The 17,181-nt window shown below is 36.7% G+C and carries 15 protein-coding genes; 4 read left to right on the top strand and 11 right to left on the bottom strand.

Annotated features, from left to right (window positions below; all coding sequences use genetic code 11):
- Window positions 1–60: 60 nt before the first annotated feature.
- Together D0T08_RS15665 and gltX are read left to right on the top strand one after the other, a co-directional pair.
- On the top strand, window positions 61–576 hold the full coding sequence (locus D0T08_RS15665; protein ID WP_116983609.1) for a DUF2480 family protein: 516 nt from the start codon (window positions 61–63) through the stop codon (window positions 574–576).
- 141 nt (window positions 577–717) lie between these two features.
- Window positions 718–2,223: a glutamate--tRNA ligase gene (gltX, locus tag D0T08_RS15660; RefSeq protein ID WP_116983608.1), complete on the top strand. Its 1,506-nt coding sequence runs from the start codon at window positions 718–720 to the stop codon at window positions 2,221–2,223.
- On the opposite strand, the gene D0T08_RS15655 is transcribed toward gltX, so the two are convergent.
- Window positions 2,215–2,913, bottom strand: coding sequence for a hypothetical protein (locus tag D0T08_RS15655; RefSeq protein ID WP_116983607.1), 699 nt, complete (start codon window positions 2,911–2,913; stop codon window positions 2,215–2,217). The two genes, gltX and D0T08_RS15655, sit on opposite strands and share 9 nt — an antisense overlap.
- Before the next feature lie 83 nt (window positions 2,914–2,996).
- Here D0T08_RS15655 and D0T08_RS15650 point away from each other — a divergent pair, with 83 nt between their 5' ends.
- Window positions 2,997–3,194 (top strand): hypothetical protein, encoded by a 198-nt coding sequence (locus D0T08_RS15650; protein WP_116983606.1) that lies wholly within the window; start codon window positions 2,997–2,999, stop codon window positions 3,192–3,194.
- Between the two features lies 1 nt (window position 3,195).
- Here D0T08_RS15650 and D0T08_RS15645 read toward each other — a convergent pair whose 3' ends face one another.
- The 3 genes from D0T08_RS15645 to D0T08_RS15635 form a co-directional block, all read right to left on the bottom strand.
- Window positions 3,196–3,888 (bottom strand): hypothetical protein, encoded by a 693-nt coding sequence (locus tag D0T08_RS15645; RefSeq protein ID WP_116983605.1) that lies wholly within the window; start codon window positions 3,886–3,888, stop codon window positions 3,196–3,198.
- A gap of 243 nt (window positions 3,889–4,131) precedes the next feature.
- The gene (locus D0T08_RS15640) at window positions 4,132–4,356 is read right to left on the bottom strand and encodes a cysteine-rich CWC family protein (protein ID WP_116983604.1); all 225 of its coding nucleotides are present in this window, start codon (window positions 4,354–4,356) and stop codon (window positions 4,132–4,134) included.
- 1 nt (window position 4,357) lies between these two features.
- On the bottom strand, window positions 4,358–4,864 hold the full coding sequence (locus tag D0T08_RS15635; protein ID WP_116983603.1) for a PAS domain-containing protein: 507 nt from the start codon (window positions 4,862–4,864) through the stop codon (window positions 4,358–4,360).
- 163 nt (window positions 4,865–5,027) lie between these two features.
- Between D0T08_RS15635 and D0T08_RS15630 the strand changes: the two genes are divergently transcribed.
- Window positions 5,028–7,451, top strand: coding sequence for an endonuclease MutS2 (locus tag D0T08_RS15630; RefSeq protein WP_116983602.1), 2,424 nt, complete (start codon window positions 5,028–5,030; stop codon window positions 7,449–7,451).
- Between the two features lie 91 nt (window positions 7,452–7,542).
- Here the strand turns inward: D0T08_RS15630 and D0T08_RS15625 are convergent, their stop codons facing one another.
- From D0T08_RS15625 to lysS, 7 genes are all read right to left on the bottom strand, one after another.
- A complete protein-coding gene (locus D0T08_RS15625) occupies window positions 7,543–8,739 on the bottom strand; it encodes a caspase family protein (protein ID WP_116983601.1) in 1,197 nt (398 codons plus the stop codon).
- Complete coding sequence (locus tag D0T08_RS15620) at window positions 8,729–9,589, bottom strand: caspase family protein (RefSeq protein WP_116983600.1); 861 nt, start codon at window positions 9,587–9,589, stop codon at window positions 8,729–8,731. The genes D0T08_RS15625 and D0T08_RS15620 overlap by 11 nt, the downstream gene beginning before the upstream one ends.
- Window positions 9,570–10,319 carry a hypothetical protein gene (locus D0T08_RS15615; protein WP_116983599.1) on the bottom strand — a complete coding sequence of 250 codons (750 nt, stop codon included), beginning with the start codon at window positions 10,317–10,319 and terminating at the stop codon, window positions 9,570–9,572. Before D0T08_RS15615 ends, D0T08_RS15620 begins: the two co-directional genes overlap by 20 nt.
- Before the next feature lie 10 nt (window positions 10,320–10,329).
- A complete protein-coding gene (locus tag D0T08_RS15610) occupies window positions 10,330–11,262 on the bottom strand; it encodes a hypothetical protein (RefSeq protein ID WP_116983598.1) in 933 nt (310 codons plus the stop codon).
- A gap of 36 nt (window positions 11,263–11,298) precedes the next feature.
- The gene (locus D0T08_RS15605) at window positions 11,299–12,969 is read right to left on the bottom strand and encodes a M48 family metalloprotease (protein WP_116983597.1); all 1,671 of its coding nucleotides are present in this window, start codon (window positions 12,967–12,969) and stop codon (window positions 11,299–11,301) included.
- A gap of 588 nt (window positions 12,970–13,557) precedes the next feature.
- Complete coding sequence (locus tag D0T08_RS15600) at window positions 13,558–15,192, bottom strand: hypothetical protein (protein WP_116983596.1); 1,635 nt, start codon at window positions 15,190–15,192, stop codon at window positions 13,558–13,560.
- A gap of 128 nt (window positions 15,193–15,320) precedes the next feature.
- Entirely contained in the window at window positions 15,321–17,033 is a 1,713-nt protein-coding gene (gene lysS / locus D0T08_RS15595; protein WP_116983595.1) for a lysine--tRNA ligase, read from the bottom strand.
- Between the last annotated feature and the right edge of the window lie 148 nt (window positions 17,034–17,181).

Here is a 17,181-nt window from a genome sequence, read left to right as displayed (position 1 = left end):
AAAAGTTTTGTGCCATTTGAAGCGACCAGCCCACAATGGTACTTTTTTATTTTTAAACCAATGGAAGAAGAACTAATCATCAACCGCGTAAGCAAAAGTGGCTTGGTTACGCTAGACTTAGAAGATTTTTATCATAAAGGCGACCGCGTTGTATACGATATAAAAGATAACCTGTATATGGGTTTGATTCTGCGCGAAAAAGATTTTCGTGAGTTTCTGAAAACACATGACTGGTCTTTCTATACCAATAAAAATGTAGCTATTACCTGCACCGAAGAAGCTATTATTCCTACATGGGCATATATGCTTCTGGCGATACATTTAGAGCCTTATGCCAATATGGTAGTCTACGGCACACTTGAAGATTTGGAGACTAAACTCTATAATGATGCTATCGCCAACATTGATTTCAAAGAATATATAGGGGCAAAAGTGGTAGTAAAAGGATGTAGCAAGGTAGATGTACCAACCTCTGCCTATGTTGAAATCAGCCGCCGTTTAAAACCTTATGCTCAAAGCATTATGTTCGGTGAACCTTGCAGTACAGTTCCTCTGTATAAGAAGCCTAAGGCATAAAATCATTTAAAGGATTTGCTAATTTTAAAAGATTAGCAAATCTGCCTACAAATTTTTCGTAAATTGCGCCCCGTTTTCATTCAGGGTCGTCAAGACCACTATTCTAGATTTTGACGATTTAGAAAATCGTCCGTAAAAATTATGTCTGTTCGTGTAAGATTTGCTCCGAGTCCAACAGGGCCGCTTCATATTGGAGGGGTTCGTACGGCTTTGTATAATTATTTGTTTGCTCAGAAAATGGGCGGTAAGATGTTGCTTCGCATAGAAGATACAGACCAGACCCGCTTTGTACCCGGAGCAGAAGAATATATTTTAGAAGCCCTAAACTGGGTAGGAATTAAAATAGATGAAGGGCAAGGCGTAGGCGGCCCGGAGTCTTCTTACCGTCAATCGGAGCGAAAAGAAATCTATCGTAGATATTCAGATCAGTTATTACAGGAAGGTAAAGCCTATATTGCTTTTGATACAGCTGAAGAGCTGGAAGATATGCGTAAACGCCTGGAAGATGCGAAGATTGATAATCCATCTTACAATGCGGTTACGAGAATGCAGATGAAAAACTCGTTGACGCTGTCAAAAGAAGAAGTAGAGACGAGAATCGCCAACGGAGAAGCACATGTTATCCGTTTGAAAGTACCTTTAAAAGAAGAAATCCGTTTCAAAGATATTATTCGCGACTGGGTAGTAGTACATTCATCAACCATTGACGATAAAGTATTATTGAAATCAGACGGCATGCCTACTTACCATTTAGCGAATATTGTTGATGACCATCTAATGGGTATCACGCACGTGATTCGTGGAGAAGAATGGTTGCCATCAGCGCCTTTACACGTGTTGTTATACAGAGCATTCGGCTGGAAAGCGCCTGAGTTTGCGCATTTACCACTATTGTTAAAACCAGAAGGCAATGGCAAACTAAGCAAACGTGATGGTTTATTAGGCAATTTCCCGGTTTTCCCTTTACAATGGACAGATCCATTCACAGGTGACCAGGCAAGAGGTTTCAGAGAAGATGGCTATTTACCTGAAGCTTTAACAAACTTTCTTGCTTTCTTAGGATGGAATCCGGGAACTGAGCAGGAGATTTTCTCGATGAGCGAATTGGTGGAGTCTTTCAGTTTAGATAAGATACACAAAGCGGGAGCAAGATTCATGGTAGATAAAGCCAAATGGTTTAACCAGCATTATTTAAAGGCAAAATCAGAAGAAGAATTAGCAGCGATGATTGAGCTTCCTGTTGGTGCCCCTGTTGATATTGCTCCTAAACTGGTCCGTCTGATGAAAGACCGTGTTACTTTCCCGCAAGAAATTGTAACTGAAGTTCCTTTCATTTTCGAAGCCCCATCTACTTACGACGAAGAAATCGTGAAAACCAAATGGAATGATGATGCGCGCAAAGCTATAGGAGCTATTAAAGAAGCGATCCAGGGCATAGGCGATGAAAACTTCGTGGCACAAAATATTCATGACACTATCTTCCCCGCGCTTGAAGCCGCAGGACTAAAACCTGGCAAAGTTATGCAGGCCTTCCGATTGTCAATTACTGGTGTGGGTAAAGGGCCTGACCTGATGCTGACCCTGGAGATTTTAGGTAAAGAAGAGGTTATTAAAAGAATAGAAAAAGCAACAGAAGTTTTAGCGTAAATAAGGTGACTCTACTTCGTGTGTTTCTCTGGTTAATAAACCCATCAGCAGAAACACACGAAATGCAATCGCGGTAAATCTGACAACTGCAAAATCGTATTCATAAGGCGATACACAAATCCGCAAAAAATTAGCTCCGCTAGATAATATCAAAAGCCCCATTGCCAAAGACACATACAGCTTACTTTTTTCAGAAAATGACACAAAGGCTGATAAAGTAGCTATATACATCATTTGTAAGAGATAAAAAGCAAACAGAACAATCGGGATTACCTGGTTGGTAGGCAATACTACAAAGCAAAAAAATAAGACCGGAAGAATAACATAAGGAACTAATACTTTAATAAAAGTATTCTTCTGACTAGAGAAGTCGATTTTTGCCCCTTCTTGTGTCCAGACAGAAGCAATCATTTGATTGCTCACCATTAAAAGAAGGATTTCCAGAATTTTAGTCGGAACTGAAGGCCAGATATAATCAGCCAGGGGTGAAAATATCGGAATCAGAGAAGACCATATAAAGAGCTTGTCTGTTAAATTTAACGTATTATCGCGTTTTCTTTCAGAATAATACCAGTACACCAGATAAGAATACACTAAAATTCTGGCTGGGTATGCAATAATTCGGTTAAATTTGTAAAAAAGCACTATCTCCAGTAGGAGTAGTGAAAATGTCAGTATTATTTTTATCATAATAGGTAGTAGTTTATCATTGCACAACAAATAAAAATACTGTTTAATATTCTATTCGAATTCATAAAACATTTCATAAAACTATGGCCAAAAAGAAAACAGATGATAAAGCACCCGCCGAAAACCCTCGTGTTCACAAAGATTTAAACGGCTTTGATATCAAAATCAACTCTTTTGGTGAAATCCAAATGAGTTTTGAAATTGATAAAATCAATAGTTTTTTAAATAATACGGTGGATGATAAAAAACTTCGCAATCGTAAAAAAGATGGCGAAAAATAGTTTATGCTAATTTGGGAAGAAAAATTTCTCTCTTCGTACGATTAAGTAGACCAATAATGATCAGTATGCGACCAAGATTGGCAGCTATTCTTACTATGCCATAGTCGAACTCATAAGGCGCTACATATACACGGTGCACGCTTGCTCCGCTGGCAAACAGAATAAAAAACATTCCTAAAGATATATACAGCTTGCTTTTTTCGGAAAATGGTAAATAGGCTGATAGCACAGCCATGTACATAATCTGAATCAGGTAAATAGAAGTAATCAGTAAAACATCGGGCTTTGCTACAGGATATACAATAAAGAAAAAATACGCCAGTGGGAAAAATACATAAGGTGTCAAAATCATACCAAAAGTTTTCAGGTTATTGGCAAGTCTGATTTCTGCCCCTTCTAAACTGTAAATCTTAATTAATAGCTGATAACTTACTAAAAGCATTACGGCCTCCAGAAGTGTACCCCAGGTAAAACCAAAAATATATATCGGGATTGGTGTAATGGCAGGCACCAGACAGGAAATAAGAAACAGTCTGTCTGTCAGATTAAGCTCATTTTTTCTTTCAGAATAATACCACCAGGCCATAAAAAGATGTATAATCCCTCTGAAAGGATAAGCAAGGGTTGAATCTACTCTGTAAAATATAGTCAACTCAATAATTAACAGCAAAGAAAGTACGCTAATCTTTATCATGGTAGGTTTATGACGCAAGCAATGTTATTGAGAAAATTCTTTAAAAGAATAGCTCAAATGATTTTTAGTTTAGTTAAGTGCAAAAGACTTATGATTAATAAATAGCATAAATCTTTCCAAATTTGATAAAATTAGAGAAAAAAAGAAAGGAAAACTGCAAAAAATACTAGCTTTAGCACCAAAAACGGGTAGATATACCTAAAAAGTGAATACTACTTTTAGTTGATTATATAGAGAATAAAATTATTTGATAGAAATCAGCTCTTGTTGTACATACTCCTGTCGTAAATCATGTAAGCAACTGATACACAAACAGGTAGCGTATTGTTGATTAATAAAGGCCGATTGCTCCTTGCTTAAAGAAATAGCCATACACTGACAAGTACCAATATGAGTGGCTTTACATGCAAAAGACTGATGACAACGAGGACAAGCCTGTGCGGAATAGGGAGGTATTTGCTCCGGCATATTAGTTGACTTCTTTTTCGATAGCAATATAGTGAGTAAAGACGCCCTGGCTATTCTGAATAGGAGAAATCTTAATACCACACCAGTAGGTTTCTCCGTTCTTGCGGTAGTTTAAGATTCTGGCCTCACTAATCTCCAGCTTAGTCAGCTTTTCTTTAAGTAACAATTTCGTTTGAAGATTCGTTTTTTCACCTTGTAAAAATGAAGGAATTTTACCTATCGACTCGTCTATATCATAACCCGTCATAGCGTGGAAACTCTGACTAACCCAGATAATTTCCTGAGAAAGATTGGTAACGACAACCGTGTAGTTATCTGCTAACAGTTTTTTAAAGTTAATATCCGATTGCCAATCGTGGGTTCGAGCCAGATTTCCAATCTGCTGAATATCATTGTGTATCTGCACACGCTTTTCTAATAACGGATTGGCAATATCCCAGCATAGTAACGGAATGATTGCTGGTTTTTCTTTGTCTTCCTGCTGCGCAAAAGCTGGTAAATTGAACATAGGTTTTCATTTTTTTAGTGAATACCATTTGTTTAATGTAAATGTTTAAAAATTTTCAGTATACGAAAAAAATATATTCCTGAACCCATAAGTGCATATCTATCCTGATTTATAAAAAGACAGGAAATTTTAGTAAATTTGCACCCGTTTTCAAATAAAAAATATGCTTTACCCACAAAACATAGAACAAAAAATAGGGTTTGATAAAATTCGTGAACTTATTGCCGAACAATGCGTGAGTTCGCTTGGACGAGTTTTTGTTGATAAAATACGTTTTTCTGATGATTATAAAATAATTGACCGATTAATCCGCCAGGTGGCAGAGTTTAAATTGATTCTGCAAACTGAGTCGGGCTTTCCGGAGCAAAATTATATAGATGTAAGTGATGCCCTTGCACGGGCTTCTATTGAGGGCGCATTTATAGGAGAAGAGCAGTTTTTTGAAATCAAACTTTCGCTTCGCACCATTCAGCAGATTATCCATTTCTTTAAAACGAAAGAAGAAATGATTTATCCCGAGCTAAAAGCTCTTACAGCCAACTCATTACCTGTTTCAGAGAATGATGGTTGGGGTGGGGTTATTTCTCAGATAGATAAAATCATTGACGAAAGAGGCAAAGTTAGGGATTCAGCATCGCCTGAATTAGCCGATATTCGCCGAAGACTGATAGCCGAACAAAGCGATTTAAGAAAAACCCTTGAACGTATTCTCCGCACCGCACGTAATAGCGGCTGGATTGGAGACGAGATGTCGTTAACCATTCGTGACGGACGGATGGTGATCCCGATTTTGTCAGAGCATAAGCGCAAATTAAAAGGCTTTGTGCATGATGAATCAGCCACAGGCCAGATGGCCTTTGTTGAGCCTGCCGAAGTACTGGAAGCCAACAACGAAATAAGAGAACTGGAAGCCCGTGAACGTCGTGAGATTGTAAAGATTTTGGAAAAACTCACAGCTTTTTTACGTCCACATGTTCCGGCTCTACGTAAGGCTTATTTGTTTTTAGGTATTATAGATTTTATTAGAGCCAAGGCTAAATTTGCTTTGTCTATTAATGCTACTGCTCCCCTATTGGTCGAGAATCAGGCTTTGGAATGGTATAGAGCCACGCATCCTTTGTTATATCTGGCACATCAGAAACAAAGTAAGGCAATTATACCACTTAGTATTAAACTCGACCATGAGAATAGAATAGTATTGGTGTCAGGGCCGAATGCCGGTGGGAAATCGATTATGTTGAAGACCATTGGTTTGGTGCAATACATGGCACAATGTGGGCTATTAGTACCTGCCTCGCCTGATTCTAAAGTGGGTATCTTTAAGAATATTTTTATTGATATTGGTGATGAACAAAGCATTGAAAATGATTTAAGTACCTATAGTTCGCACCTGACGAACATGAAGCACTTTGTCAATTTCTCTAATAAATTCACTTTGTTTCTGATTGATGAGTTTGGTACAGGTACTGAGCCAAGCTTAGGTGGTGCCATTGCTGAGTCTATTTTAGAGCAATTGTTGCGCTCAAAGGCCTATGGTGTCATTAATACCCACTATACCAATCTGAAAGTATTTGCCAATAAAAATAGTGGTACCATCAATGGCGCTATGAAATTTGATGCCGAACATTTAGAGCCTATGTATGAACTTGAAATCGGTAAGCCAGGTAGCTCGTTTGCCTTAGAAGTAGCACAGAAAATAGGTTTACCTAAGCAAGTGGTTGATAATGCGAAACGAAAATTAGGTACGCAGCAGATTGATTTTGAGAAACTGATTAAGGAATTAGAGATTGAAAGAAAGGTATTTTCTGATAGAAATAAAGAGTTTGTTGAGAAGAATCAACAACTGAAAAATACCCTGGAGCAGTATAATGGGTTGAAGAGTTTTCTGGAAGCAGAAAAGAAGAAGATTCTGAACGATGCCAAGGCACAGGCAAAAGAATTGCTGAAAGAGACCAATCGCAAGATAGAAACTACCATTAAAGAGATAAAAGAAGGTAAAGCTGATAAAGATATTACCAAATTGATTCGTCAGAAGCTCCAGACCTTTGAAACACAGGAACTGAAACTGGAAAAAGTGGAAGAACAAAAACCTGTTTCGGAAGAATGGGAGACAGAAAAAGGCGAAATAACGATCGGTAGTTTTGTAAGAATAAAAGGCCAGGCTACTATTGGTGAAGTACTTTCAATGAAAGGCAAAGATGCTGAAATTGCCATTGGCGAGTTGAAAACCAATGTGAAGCTTAATCGTCTGGAGAAAATGAGTCGCAAAGAGTTCAGAGAGGCTGTCAAAGAAAGCATTAAGCCTAGAATGACAGGCATAGATCTGAATGAAAAGATGATGAATTTTAGTTTCAATCTTGATTTGAGAGGTAAGCGTGGTGAAGAAGCTTTGGGAGCAGTTGATAACCTGATGAATGACGCGATAATGTTGGGGTACCCAGAATTAAGAATCATCCACGGCAAAGGTGATGGTATCCTGAGAACGCTGATTCGTCAGCACCTGCGCTCTTACAAACAGGTAGCAGGTATGAGCGACGAACATGCCGACAGGGGTGGACAAGGGGTGACGATTGTGCGAATGAAATAAACGTTTACAATTAATCCGGGTTTTGACTCTATTGCTCGCTTAAATTTTCTGGTATTAATATTTTGGAAAAATTATGGATACCAGAAGTTTTTTATTCCCGACAACGCTTTCTGAATTCATCTAGCTTACCATGGAGCTGTTTCAGATTATCAATTGGGATAGAAAGTTTCGAAAAAGCTTTGGATTTGAAAGTATCCTCTTCTTTATATTTATTTATTGTCTTTAAATAAGTACTTACTTCTTTGGCTGTGTTGTTGTACCATTTTTTGTCAGCATCCGAAAGATGTTCAATAAGGTTTAGCTTTTCTAGTAGATGATCATAGAATTCCTGTACTTCTATCTGATAAAATGTTTCGTAAGTTTCTGTTGCAAAATCTTTCTCATAGTTCAATATCTCTTTCCAATACTTATTTAAGAAAAACAAATCTTCAGATACCTTATTAAAGGCAGTCATATTCAAAGGACACTCTTTGTTTGCAAGCAAACTCGAATTAGTATGATCCGTTTCATAGTAGTCAATATTCAGGATAGGATTCTGTTTATCACCTGAAACTTCCCGGGTTGCTTCTTGTATTTCTACTAAAATTTCATCCCAACTAGGTTGCTCTAAATATTCTTTCGAAGTCATTTTATCAAAAACACTACGAAAACTATTAGAAAAGTAACCTCCAAAATAATTACTAAATGATTCCTGACCGCGTTTACTACTACTCATAATAATGTTTACTTTCGTTTGGCGGAAAAGCGTTCTAACATGACTAGGATTTATATTATATCTACTATGGTCTTCTTCACCATCATTTTTCTTTTTTGGTTTTACTGCTTTACTGGTATTACAAGCTTCTGCAAACACAAAAGTGCTCCGGGCTTTTTTTTCAAGCAATTGAGAGTAAATCTCCTCTAAGCTTCTGGAATTTTCAAGCGTTATACCATCACCTCCTATTTTTAGCATCGGGAACTCGCTTTGCGAATTATTCCAGCCATGACCAACGAAATAGAAAAATATAATATCCTTTTCTTTAATGACTAATTTCTGGATTGTTTCATCTACTTTCTCTACTGTAAGATTATCGCCTTTTATTAGCACCAAATCCTTTTGTGTTTCAGAATGTTTGCTGATTTTATCGATTAATTCCATCATACGTCCATAAGTAATTTCAGCAGATGGACCTACATATGGATCGTTGGTATCAAAAAAAAGCAAAAAATGAGTTGTTGGTGTTTGTGCGTATAAAAAGCTATTCACCAAAAAAAATAAACAAAAAAAATGAAGTCTTTTATTCATCATCACAATGTGAATTAAGATAGGTAAATATTCTCGAATGTTGAGTAGCTTTTGAAAGCCTTGAAAGATATGACTGAAGTTTTACATGGAGGTCTTTGTCCCAGATATCTTTCTGGGTATTATTATTTGTGATTTCGCTAAACGCTTTATTTAATGCCTGAACCCATAATGATCCTTTTCTGCTATCAGACAAGGCATCTTCGTCTTTAAGTGTAGATAATAATAATACTATTTTGGTGCCTTTAAAATCCTTGAAAAGCTTGTTATAATTTTCAATAATCTGAAAATACGGAATCTCATTACTAGGGGTAATAGTTACCCGGGGTTTTATAGCTGAAGGTGATTTTTTGATGGTTGCAGACCTACTTCCGCCAACATCGGTCTGATTAGCTATCCATTTAGACCTTACCGGTTTATTTGAGCAGTCAATAGAAATCAGCAAGAGTTTAGGTCTTTTTTGTCTCAACGTATTTTCAATTTCTTTTACCTCCAGTTCTCCGCCAAACAATTGCAGAGTGGGCATAGATTCTCCATAATTTCCACCCAGGCCACTATAATGGAACCAGACTATATCATCGCCACAGGGCGCAATATTCAAACTTTGTAACGTGAGTTTTACAGATGTCGGGTTATAATCAACACTATCGCTGAAATTATAAGTATACTTTGTAAGATTCATATATTGCGCAATATTGCCCGCCATTTTGTTGACATTATCGGCATCCATACGTCTATCCTGTCTGGTATAATCATCTGTATTTATAACCGATAGAAAATGTAAATTCTGAGCAAATAACCCATGCGATAGTAATAAAAAGACAGGCAGATAAATTTTACTTAGGATAGGTCTCATACTTTACGACAGGGGTTTGTCCGTTTCTTGTTATGTTTGATATGTCTTGTTTTGTTTTGTCTAGCACAACCACCCAAGAAGGCTTCACGTCTTCTTCAATGCCCATTTCGTCCAACATATTATTTTTAAAAGATTGTAGTAAAAAAGAGCCTAAAACTGCACTTCGGTGAATTGGCTGTTTAGGTGGAGATGCTGCTTTAATATAAACCAGTTGACTTTTATCTTTTACAAAAAACAACTTCTTGGTATTATCTTTTGTAATAATATTTGCATGACTTTTTATTTGACCATCATGATCTTTTTCGATTTCTCGTAGTGCGCACTCAATTATGACAATAGCGGTTTTGGGGATTTTTTTTGTAATTGAATCTAAAACTGATTTAACAGGTTTCTCTTTGCCTCCTATATCCATATTTAACTCGTCTCCCTTGTATTTTCCTGTGCCAGAGAAATAAAACATGGCTATGTCGTCCTTCGTTATGATGTTACAAAAATCTGTTATAGTTTTTTCGGTATTTGCATCTGCCGGATTTCCAATTATATATTCCTTTCCAAGTTTACTATCAGTAAATCTGGCAATATTTTTACGCATTTCATCAATTGCTTGCTTATCTTTATCTATTGCCGGTCGGCTTTGGATAAAAATGGCAATAGAATGTACTTGTGGCTGTTGGGAATAAGAAAAAAATGAAAAAAGTATCCATGAAAGACTGATTATATATTTAAGCATATGAAAAAATTTAATTGGTTTTGTTTCTTAGAAATTTGAGTTTGCCATTATAATTTATGACCGGTTTGATTTCATCGTAGTGCATAACAAGTTTAAAAGGTTTCGTCTGCTTCAATTCACCTCCTTTCTTGTAAGAATAATAGAATTCAATGGCATTATCAGTCAATAAAAAATTGGGGGAAAGATGGAAAAAACCATCAACGAAAGTCTCTTCAATTTTAATTTTATCCTTGAATTCTTCTTCTACCATTTGTTTTAAAATTGAAATCGCATGAAACATATCCTTTAACTTTAATTCCTTCATTGCCTTAGTATCAAAATTTATAAAATCTACCGAAAGCGTGTCTTTTCTTGAAGGTTTTAGTCTTATAAATGAGATATATAAATATTCTGATAAACCAGTTTTATCTTTTTTCTTTCTATTCTGATGAATAACCACGTTCATATAAAGAGAATCAGAATTATTGTATTGATAATTGTCGAGAAAATAATCTAGATCTTCATAGGTCTTGTATTTTCCGGGTTCATCTTTCTCTAAATATGAAATTACTTTATTGACTATAATTTTCTCTATTGAGTCATTCTTACCAGCTAAATCAGGATAAGTAATCTGGATTTTTTCTGACCATTTCTGATTTTTTGAAGTACCGAAGAATTGAGCCGAAGTCTTTTCTACATCTGACGAACTTCCAAATAAAGGCGGAAGGGTTTTAAAGAAAAAGCTAACAAGCACTCCTGATATAATAATAAAAATATAGACAGGATGATCCTGAATTTGCTTTAGCCATTTCCTGGCTTTATCAGTAGTAATGATTTCTTCTGCATTTTCTTCAGAGACTGTATTTTCTGTTTCAGATGGCATATCTGTTTTTAGAGATGGGCCATCATTCTTAACCGCCTCTTTGCCCTCTTCGGGTTTCGTATTTTCTTTTTCTTGCGTCATAAACAATTAACTTTTAACCAGACAGTTTTTTAAGTATCAGTTCTTTTTTTGCACTGTTTTTACGGTTTGGCCTTTTTTCAATTGTGTTTTTTTATTCTCAGGAATTGAGGTCTTTTTAATTTCAGCGGCCGGTGGTGGAACCTCCGCACGTACTTCTTCTTTTTCTGGTAATCCTTTTAATATTCTTTTTAATGTTTTCTTCATTTTAAGATACCCTTCTTCGCCAATCGTTTGTTTCGACAAATCAGTATCCTGATAGTTTTTAGCTATGAGTAAGCTTAAATTCCGATACCGTTTAGCTGCTTCAGGATGTGAACCATAAATAGAATTGATGGTCTTATTCCCCCCTGAACTTAATGCTTCCAGTATTGAGCCTGATGGGAGTTCACTATCTTCAGTAAAAGCTAGTTTTTGCCAGATTTTTGCAGCTTCTCTAGGATCAAAACCTGCATCATAGGTGTAAGTAAGGCCCACACGATCGGCCTGTTCTTCCATATCACGGTTATACTTACTTAATAAGATAGGCCCCCCGATTGCCGTGGCTAAAAAGACAGCATCTGCTCCTTTGACACCACTTAAACTGGCAACAAAACTAAGCTCTGTTATAATAGTTTGCGTTTTTTGCTTTTCGTAATTCTGCCTGGCATGTTTATAAATGACATGCCCTATTTCGTGCCCTATAATAGCCGCTAGTTGTGCATCATTATCGATTTTTTCCAGTAATCCGGTGTAGATATGAATAGTGCCATCGGGGTAAGCACAAGCATTAAAAGAGTCGTCTTTAATTACATAAAAATTAAAATCAATCTTCCCGGGTGTACCGTCCGGTAAAGCTTGCATATACTTAGGCATCACAGCATTGCCAACTCGGGTAATGTAGGTTTGAATCGTAATATTTTTGAGAACTTTTAATGTTAGTGTATCTGCTATTTTTATTTCTTCTTCATTAGCCGACATTTTCATTGTATTCTTATAAGACGAAGCTATTTTTCTATCTGTCTCATTAAATTGAGTGGCTCTTACATTTCCGCTCTCTGCAAGAAAAATACCATTAACCTGCCGTTTGCCTCTTACTTCTACCTCCATCCCATACATCATATCTTTAAATGAGCTAAATTTTTTGTTTTCGAATCCTTCTTTTCCTGTTAAAGAAGTGCCTTCTCTTAGGACAACGGCCTGCCCATCTACAATGGCAACATTACCATCCATTTTCTCAAACAAGCCCTCTACTTTTGACTGATTGGTGAAGTCAGTTTTTACTGATATTTGTTTAAGTACATTTTTCTTGGTATACCTATACTCATCAAAAATAATCTCTACTTCAAGCCCCGGTTTTAAAAAATCTCTTTCATCAATAAACTGGCTAATATTAAATGCTGTGCTATTATTAGAAGTATCGCCTAATGCAGTCCCTTTCGCTCTAGCTTTGGCTTTCTTCTGGTTATCCTGCTTATGTTTATTCTTAAGCTTTGTATAATCACTTTTATCACTATTATTTTTAAAAACAAGCGTTGAGTCGGTAAACAAAAGTTGGGAGAAATGTTCACCTAAATCATCTTCAAAAGAAACTCGCAATGATTCAAACGGTGCCTTGTTTTCCAGAATAAACCCTTTTTTTACAAGGTTTATCGGCACTTCAACCTGTGCCTGAGCTGAAGTAGCCAAGAATATAATCAATAAGTACGGATAGTAAAAGAATTTCATCATTGTCGAGTTAAATGGTTCCTATTATTTGGCATTCTCTAATTCGGGTATCTTATCAGAAGTACAGTTTTAACCGTCCAGCATAGCTCAAAGCCCTTTTTCGTTTTGTTAAAGGCAATATTATTCCTGCTGATAGCACTATAGGTGTTATCAGATATGATGCGATGTTTATCGGCGTTAAGTAATTAAACTGGCTTGTTAATCAGGCGGTGGACTATCATGAGGAAAATCAAAATAAAAAAAAAAATTTAGAAATCTCTTTATTTTTTTATTTTTCGGTCACTTTAAAATAATAGAACCTATAGTTGTCTAAAATAGACAAACTTTGAGAAGTTTTAAGAGAAGAATTATTATTAAAATCAAATACGATTGTTTACTCGTGGCATAAACATATTTTAACTTTCTGAAGTATAGAAGAAATTTATTGTTGGGTGGAATTAAGTATCATTACTAAATAAAATATCCCTATAAACTATCGATAGTAACCAAATAAATTACGACTTTTATTTTATTTGATTTATTCGAAAGTTTATAGGGAAGTAACCACCTAATTAATCATGTTTACCTATTAGTAAAATAGATTGATTACGTTTATTTTTTACAACTCCCTGCCAAGGCTTTAAAAGTAGCAACACCTTTCTGTGCATCTTCAATGGTATTCACAACCAGATTGACTTCACTGGCAAAGGTCGGCTTGCCGTCTTTGGTTTGTTTGATAAACTTCTCTTTATTGATGGTATAACCCATAATACCTACTGTTTTACCCGATACATCTACTTCTATTTTATTAGCGTCAATATCGTAGAGATTAAATTCCAGAACAGTCTCAACCGTCTTTTTTGAGTCTGAAGCAGTTGACGTCAACTTCCATTTACACTTATCGCCATCTTGTAATACCAGTTCCTGTTTTGGGTTTTCTATAGATTTCACTTTGCCTGCCAACCAGTTGAAATCTCCTGCGGTAACATTACCCTTACAGCCTTTGGCAATAGCAGGTAAAGCTTCCATCAGATAGCGTGCATCTTCAATATCCCCTGCTACAAATTCTACGCTGTTATCGTAATTTTGTAGTGCACCATCTTTGGTTACCTGAATAAACTTCTTGCTATCCTGTACTTTTGAGGCGATTTTGATTATTTCTTTTGAAACTGATAATTTGAAATCAGTCAAATCACCGAAATTAAATTTAAAACTTTCTTCAACCGTTTTACCTTTTACTTCCGATTTCAGGGTATAGGTAGTCGCACAAGCGGGCTCAATTTTTTGTGTATAGTTCGACTCATTGACTTTTATATCTTTCAACCGGTCTTTCAGAATCTTAAAGCCATCTTCCTTAGTAGCTACTTTAGGTACTCTGTTTTGTAATTCTTTTTTGGCTAATGTAATAATCTTCTGAATAGCCATCTGCAAAATTGTACCTTCAGTTGGGTTAGTTGCCGCAAATTTCACTTCATCTTCGTAGCCTTTCATTACACTCCCTTGCTGTGTTCGCACATAATCATTCTTTGATTTAACACTAACTGTTACTTCTTTGCCACTGATCTTTAACTCCGCGCCGTTTTCGTTAAAATCTCCCCAGCTAAAATCCGATTGTAATTCTGTAGTTTTCTTGCCATCGTTTTCTTCGCTCGTCAACACTGCACGATCTTTATAAGCACCTGATTTTTTCAGACTTTGTTTGACAGATTGTTTATCTGATGATACATCTTTAATATGTTGCTCAAGCCAGCTTTGCAAAGAAGCTAAATCATCTTTTGGCAATTTAACAGAGGCCTCCCAAGCTGTTTTAGCCGCCGCGACAGCATCTTTCAGATTTTTTTCTAACTCACGGGCATCGTCTACATTCTCGGCTAAAATTTCTACCTTATTTTCATAATTCTGCATTTCGCCGCCTTTGGTATAACGAATTACTTTGAGGTTTTTCTGAGCACCTAATTCTACTTTCATTTCCTTACTCGATGCACTTCTTTTTACTTCTCCCATCAATCCTAGATTAAACTCATAGATTTCCTCCGTGGTTTTGCCTTTAGAATCGGAAGTTGTAATAGCAATTTTTATATCATAAGGATTGGCATTATCGTAGCTGAATTGTTGATTAACAGTAGATTTTTCTAGCTTAATCTCTTTTACATAGCTTTTTACTTTATCAAGTGATGCTTTCAGGTTGCCTTGTGCTTGTGTAAGAATGGGCAGTATGACCAGACAATAGGTGATATATTTTTTCATGGAATAAATATTGTTTTCAGGCAAATTTAAGGATATAGATGTTTTGACCTACAACCGCCCAATAAAAAAAGCAGCATTATCGGTTGAAATGCTGCTTTTGTATGATGGATTGTATAATCTTCTATATTTTACCCAACCCAGGCCTTCACCTCATCAAGCGTAGGCATTTTCTCTTCAATTTTCAGTTTCTTTCTTACGCCACCTAAATCGTTGAAAATTTTGTTCGGGTTTGCTCCTTTCAGTTGTTCAGTCATCACAAAACCCATTTTTTGTAGTGCCGGAATCCATACTGTTGGAACACCAATCGCTTCGTAATCTGCATCAGTAGATACTTCCTGTTTTTTCTCAGGACGCATTTGTGGGAAAAACAGTACTTCCTGAATACTGGTATTGTCGGTCAACATCATTGTTAAGCGATCGATACCGATACCAATACCTGCGGTTGGTGGCATACCATATTCGAGCGAACGGATAAAGTCTTCGTCCATGGCCATTGCCTCCTCGTCACCACGCTCAGCCAGTTTCAATTGCTCTTCAAAACGCTCGCGTTGGTCAATAGGGTCATTTAGCTCTGAATAAGCGTTAGCTACTTCTTTGCCATTCACAAACAACTCAAAACGCTCTACTAAATCTGCTTTGCTGCGGTGTTTTTTGGTTAATGGCGACATCTCAACCGGATAGTCGATGATAAAAGTCGGTTGGATTAAATTATCCTCTACTTTTTCACCAAAAATCTCATCAATCAATTTGGCTTTGCCCATCGTATCGTCTACCTCCATACCCCACTGGCGGCAATGCTGGCGTGTTTCTTCTTCGGTTAATGCCCCTACATTTACGCCCGTATATTTTTCGATAGCTTCAAGGATACTCAAACGCGCAAATGGCCCTGCAAAATCCAGTTCGTGCTCACCTGATTTGAATTTGGTTGTACCGTGAACTGCCAAAGCTACTTTTTCAAATATTTCTTCGGTGATGTTCATCATCCATTCGTAGTCTTTATAGGCTACGTAGAACTCTAGAGAAGTAAATTCCGGGTTGTGGGTTCTGTCCATACCCTCATTGCGGAACATTTTACCAAATTCATATACGCCATCAAAACCACCAACAATCAGTCTTTTCAGATATAATTCATTAGCAATACGCATATATAATGGCATATCCAACGTATTGTGATGTGTTTTAAACGGGCGAGCCGCTGCACCACCATGAATAGGCTGTAAAATAGGCGTCTCCACCTCTAACCAGCCTCTTTCGTCAAACATCTGACGCATGGTGCTGATAATCCTTGCTCTTTTGATAAAAATATCTTTGATATGCGGGTTTACGATTAAATCCACATAACGTTGGCGATAACGTTGCTCAGGGTCTGAGAAGGCATCATATACTTTGCCATCAACTTCTTTTACTACCGGAAGCGGACGCAAAGATTTGTTCAGAATTTTAAATTCTGTTACATGGATAGATATTTCGTTGGTTTGGGTAGTGAACACATAACCTTTTACACCGATAATATCGCCAATATCTAATAGCTTCTTGAAAACCGTATTATACAAGGCCTTGTCTTCGCCCGGGCACAAATCATCACGTCGGAAATACAATTGGATTCTACCTGTTGAATCTTGTAGCTCGGCAAATGAAGCACTTCCCATAATACGGAAGTTCATCAGGCGGCCGGCAATAGATACATTCTTATAGTCTAACTTATTGTTCTCGTAATTCTTCTCAATGTCGGCGCATGTAACATTCACCTCAAATAATTCAGCAGGATATGGGTCGATTCCCATTGCCATTAAATCTTGTCTTTTCTGACGGCGTAAAATTTCTTGTTCGCTAAGAACCATCGTTTTATTTATTAAATTTCAATTAGGCCGCAATTTAGGAAAAATTGTCGATTATTATTAATTACCACTCATCTACAAAAAGTTTCATCCATCATTTTTTCTTTTGGCAATCTCGCAAACAGCAATATCTTTGTGATATCATTTTAAT

It is taken from the genome of Emticicia sp. C21, assembly GCF_003418935.1.
GTDB lineage: Bacteria > Bacteroidota > Bacteroidia > Cytophagales > Spirosomataceae > Emticicia.
This window is presented reverse-complemented; position numbering and strand designations above follow the sequence as displayed.

Bases quoted from the DNA above. Each gene is read 5' to 3' on its own strand.
- D0T08_RS15665 (WP_116983609.1), top strand. From the start codon at position 61: ATGGAAGAAGAACTAATCATCAACCGCGTAAGCAAAAGTGGCTTGGTT.
- gltX (WP_116983608.1), top strand. From the start codon at position 718: ATGTCTGTTCGTGTAAGATTTGCTCCGAGTCCAACAGGGCCGCTTCAT.
- D0T08_RS15655 (WP_116983607.1), bottom strand. From the start codon at position 2,913: ATGATAAAAATAATACTGACATTTTCACTACTCCTACTGGAGATAGTG.
- D0T08_RS15650 (WP_116983606.1), top strand. From the start codon at position 2,997: ATGGCCAAAAAGAAAACAGATGATAAAGCACCCGCCGAAAACCCTCGT.
- D0T08_RS15645 (WP_116983605.1), bottom strand. From the start codon at position 3,888: ATGATAAAGATTAGCGTACTTTCTTTGCTGTTAATTATTGAGTTGACT.
- D0T08_RS15640 (WP_116983604.1), bottom strand. From the start codon at position 4,356: ATGCCGGAGCAAATACCTCCCTATTCCGCACAGGCTTGTCCTCGTTGT.
- D0T08_RS15635 (WP_116983603.1), bottom strand. From the start codon at position 4,864: ATGTTCAATTTACCAGCTTTTGCGCAGCAGGAAGACAAAGAAAAACCA.
- D0T08_RS15630 (WP_116983602.1), top strand. From the start codon at position 5,028: ATGCTTTACCCACAAAACATAGAACAAAAAATAGGGTTTGATAAAATT.
- D0T08_RS15625 (WP_116983601.1), bottom strand. From the start codon at position 8,739: ATGATGAATAAAAGACTTCATTTTTTTTGTTTATTTTTTTTGGTGAAT.
- D0T08_RS15620 (WP_116983600.1), bottom strand. From the start codon at position 9,589: ATGAGACCTATCCTAAGTAAAATTTATCTGCCTGTCTTTTTATTACTA.
- D0T08_RS15615 (WP_116983599.1), bottom strand. From the start codon at position 10,319: ATGCTTAAATATATAATCAGTCTTTCATGGATACTTTTTTCATTTTTT.
- D0T08_RS15610 (WP_116983598.1), bottom strand. From the start codon at position 11,262: ATGACGCAAGAAAAAGAAAATACGAAACCCGAAGAGGGCAAAGAGGCG.
- D0T08_RS15605 (WP_116983597.1), bottom strand. From the start codon at position 12,969: ATGATGAAATTCTTTTACTATCCGTACTTATTGATTATATTCTTGGCT.
- D0T08_RS15600 (WP_116983596.1), bottom strand. From the start codon at position 15,192: ATGAAAAAATATATCACCTATTGTCTGGTCATACTGCCCATTCTTACA.
- lysS (WP_116983595.1), bottom strand. From the start codon at position 17,033: ATGGTTCTTAGCGAACAAGAAATTTTACGCCGTCAGAAAAGACAAGAT.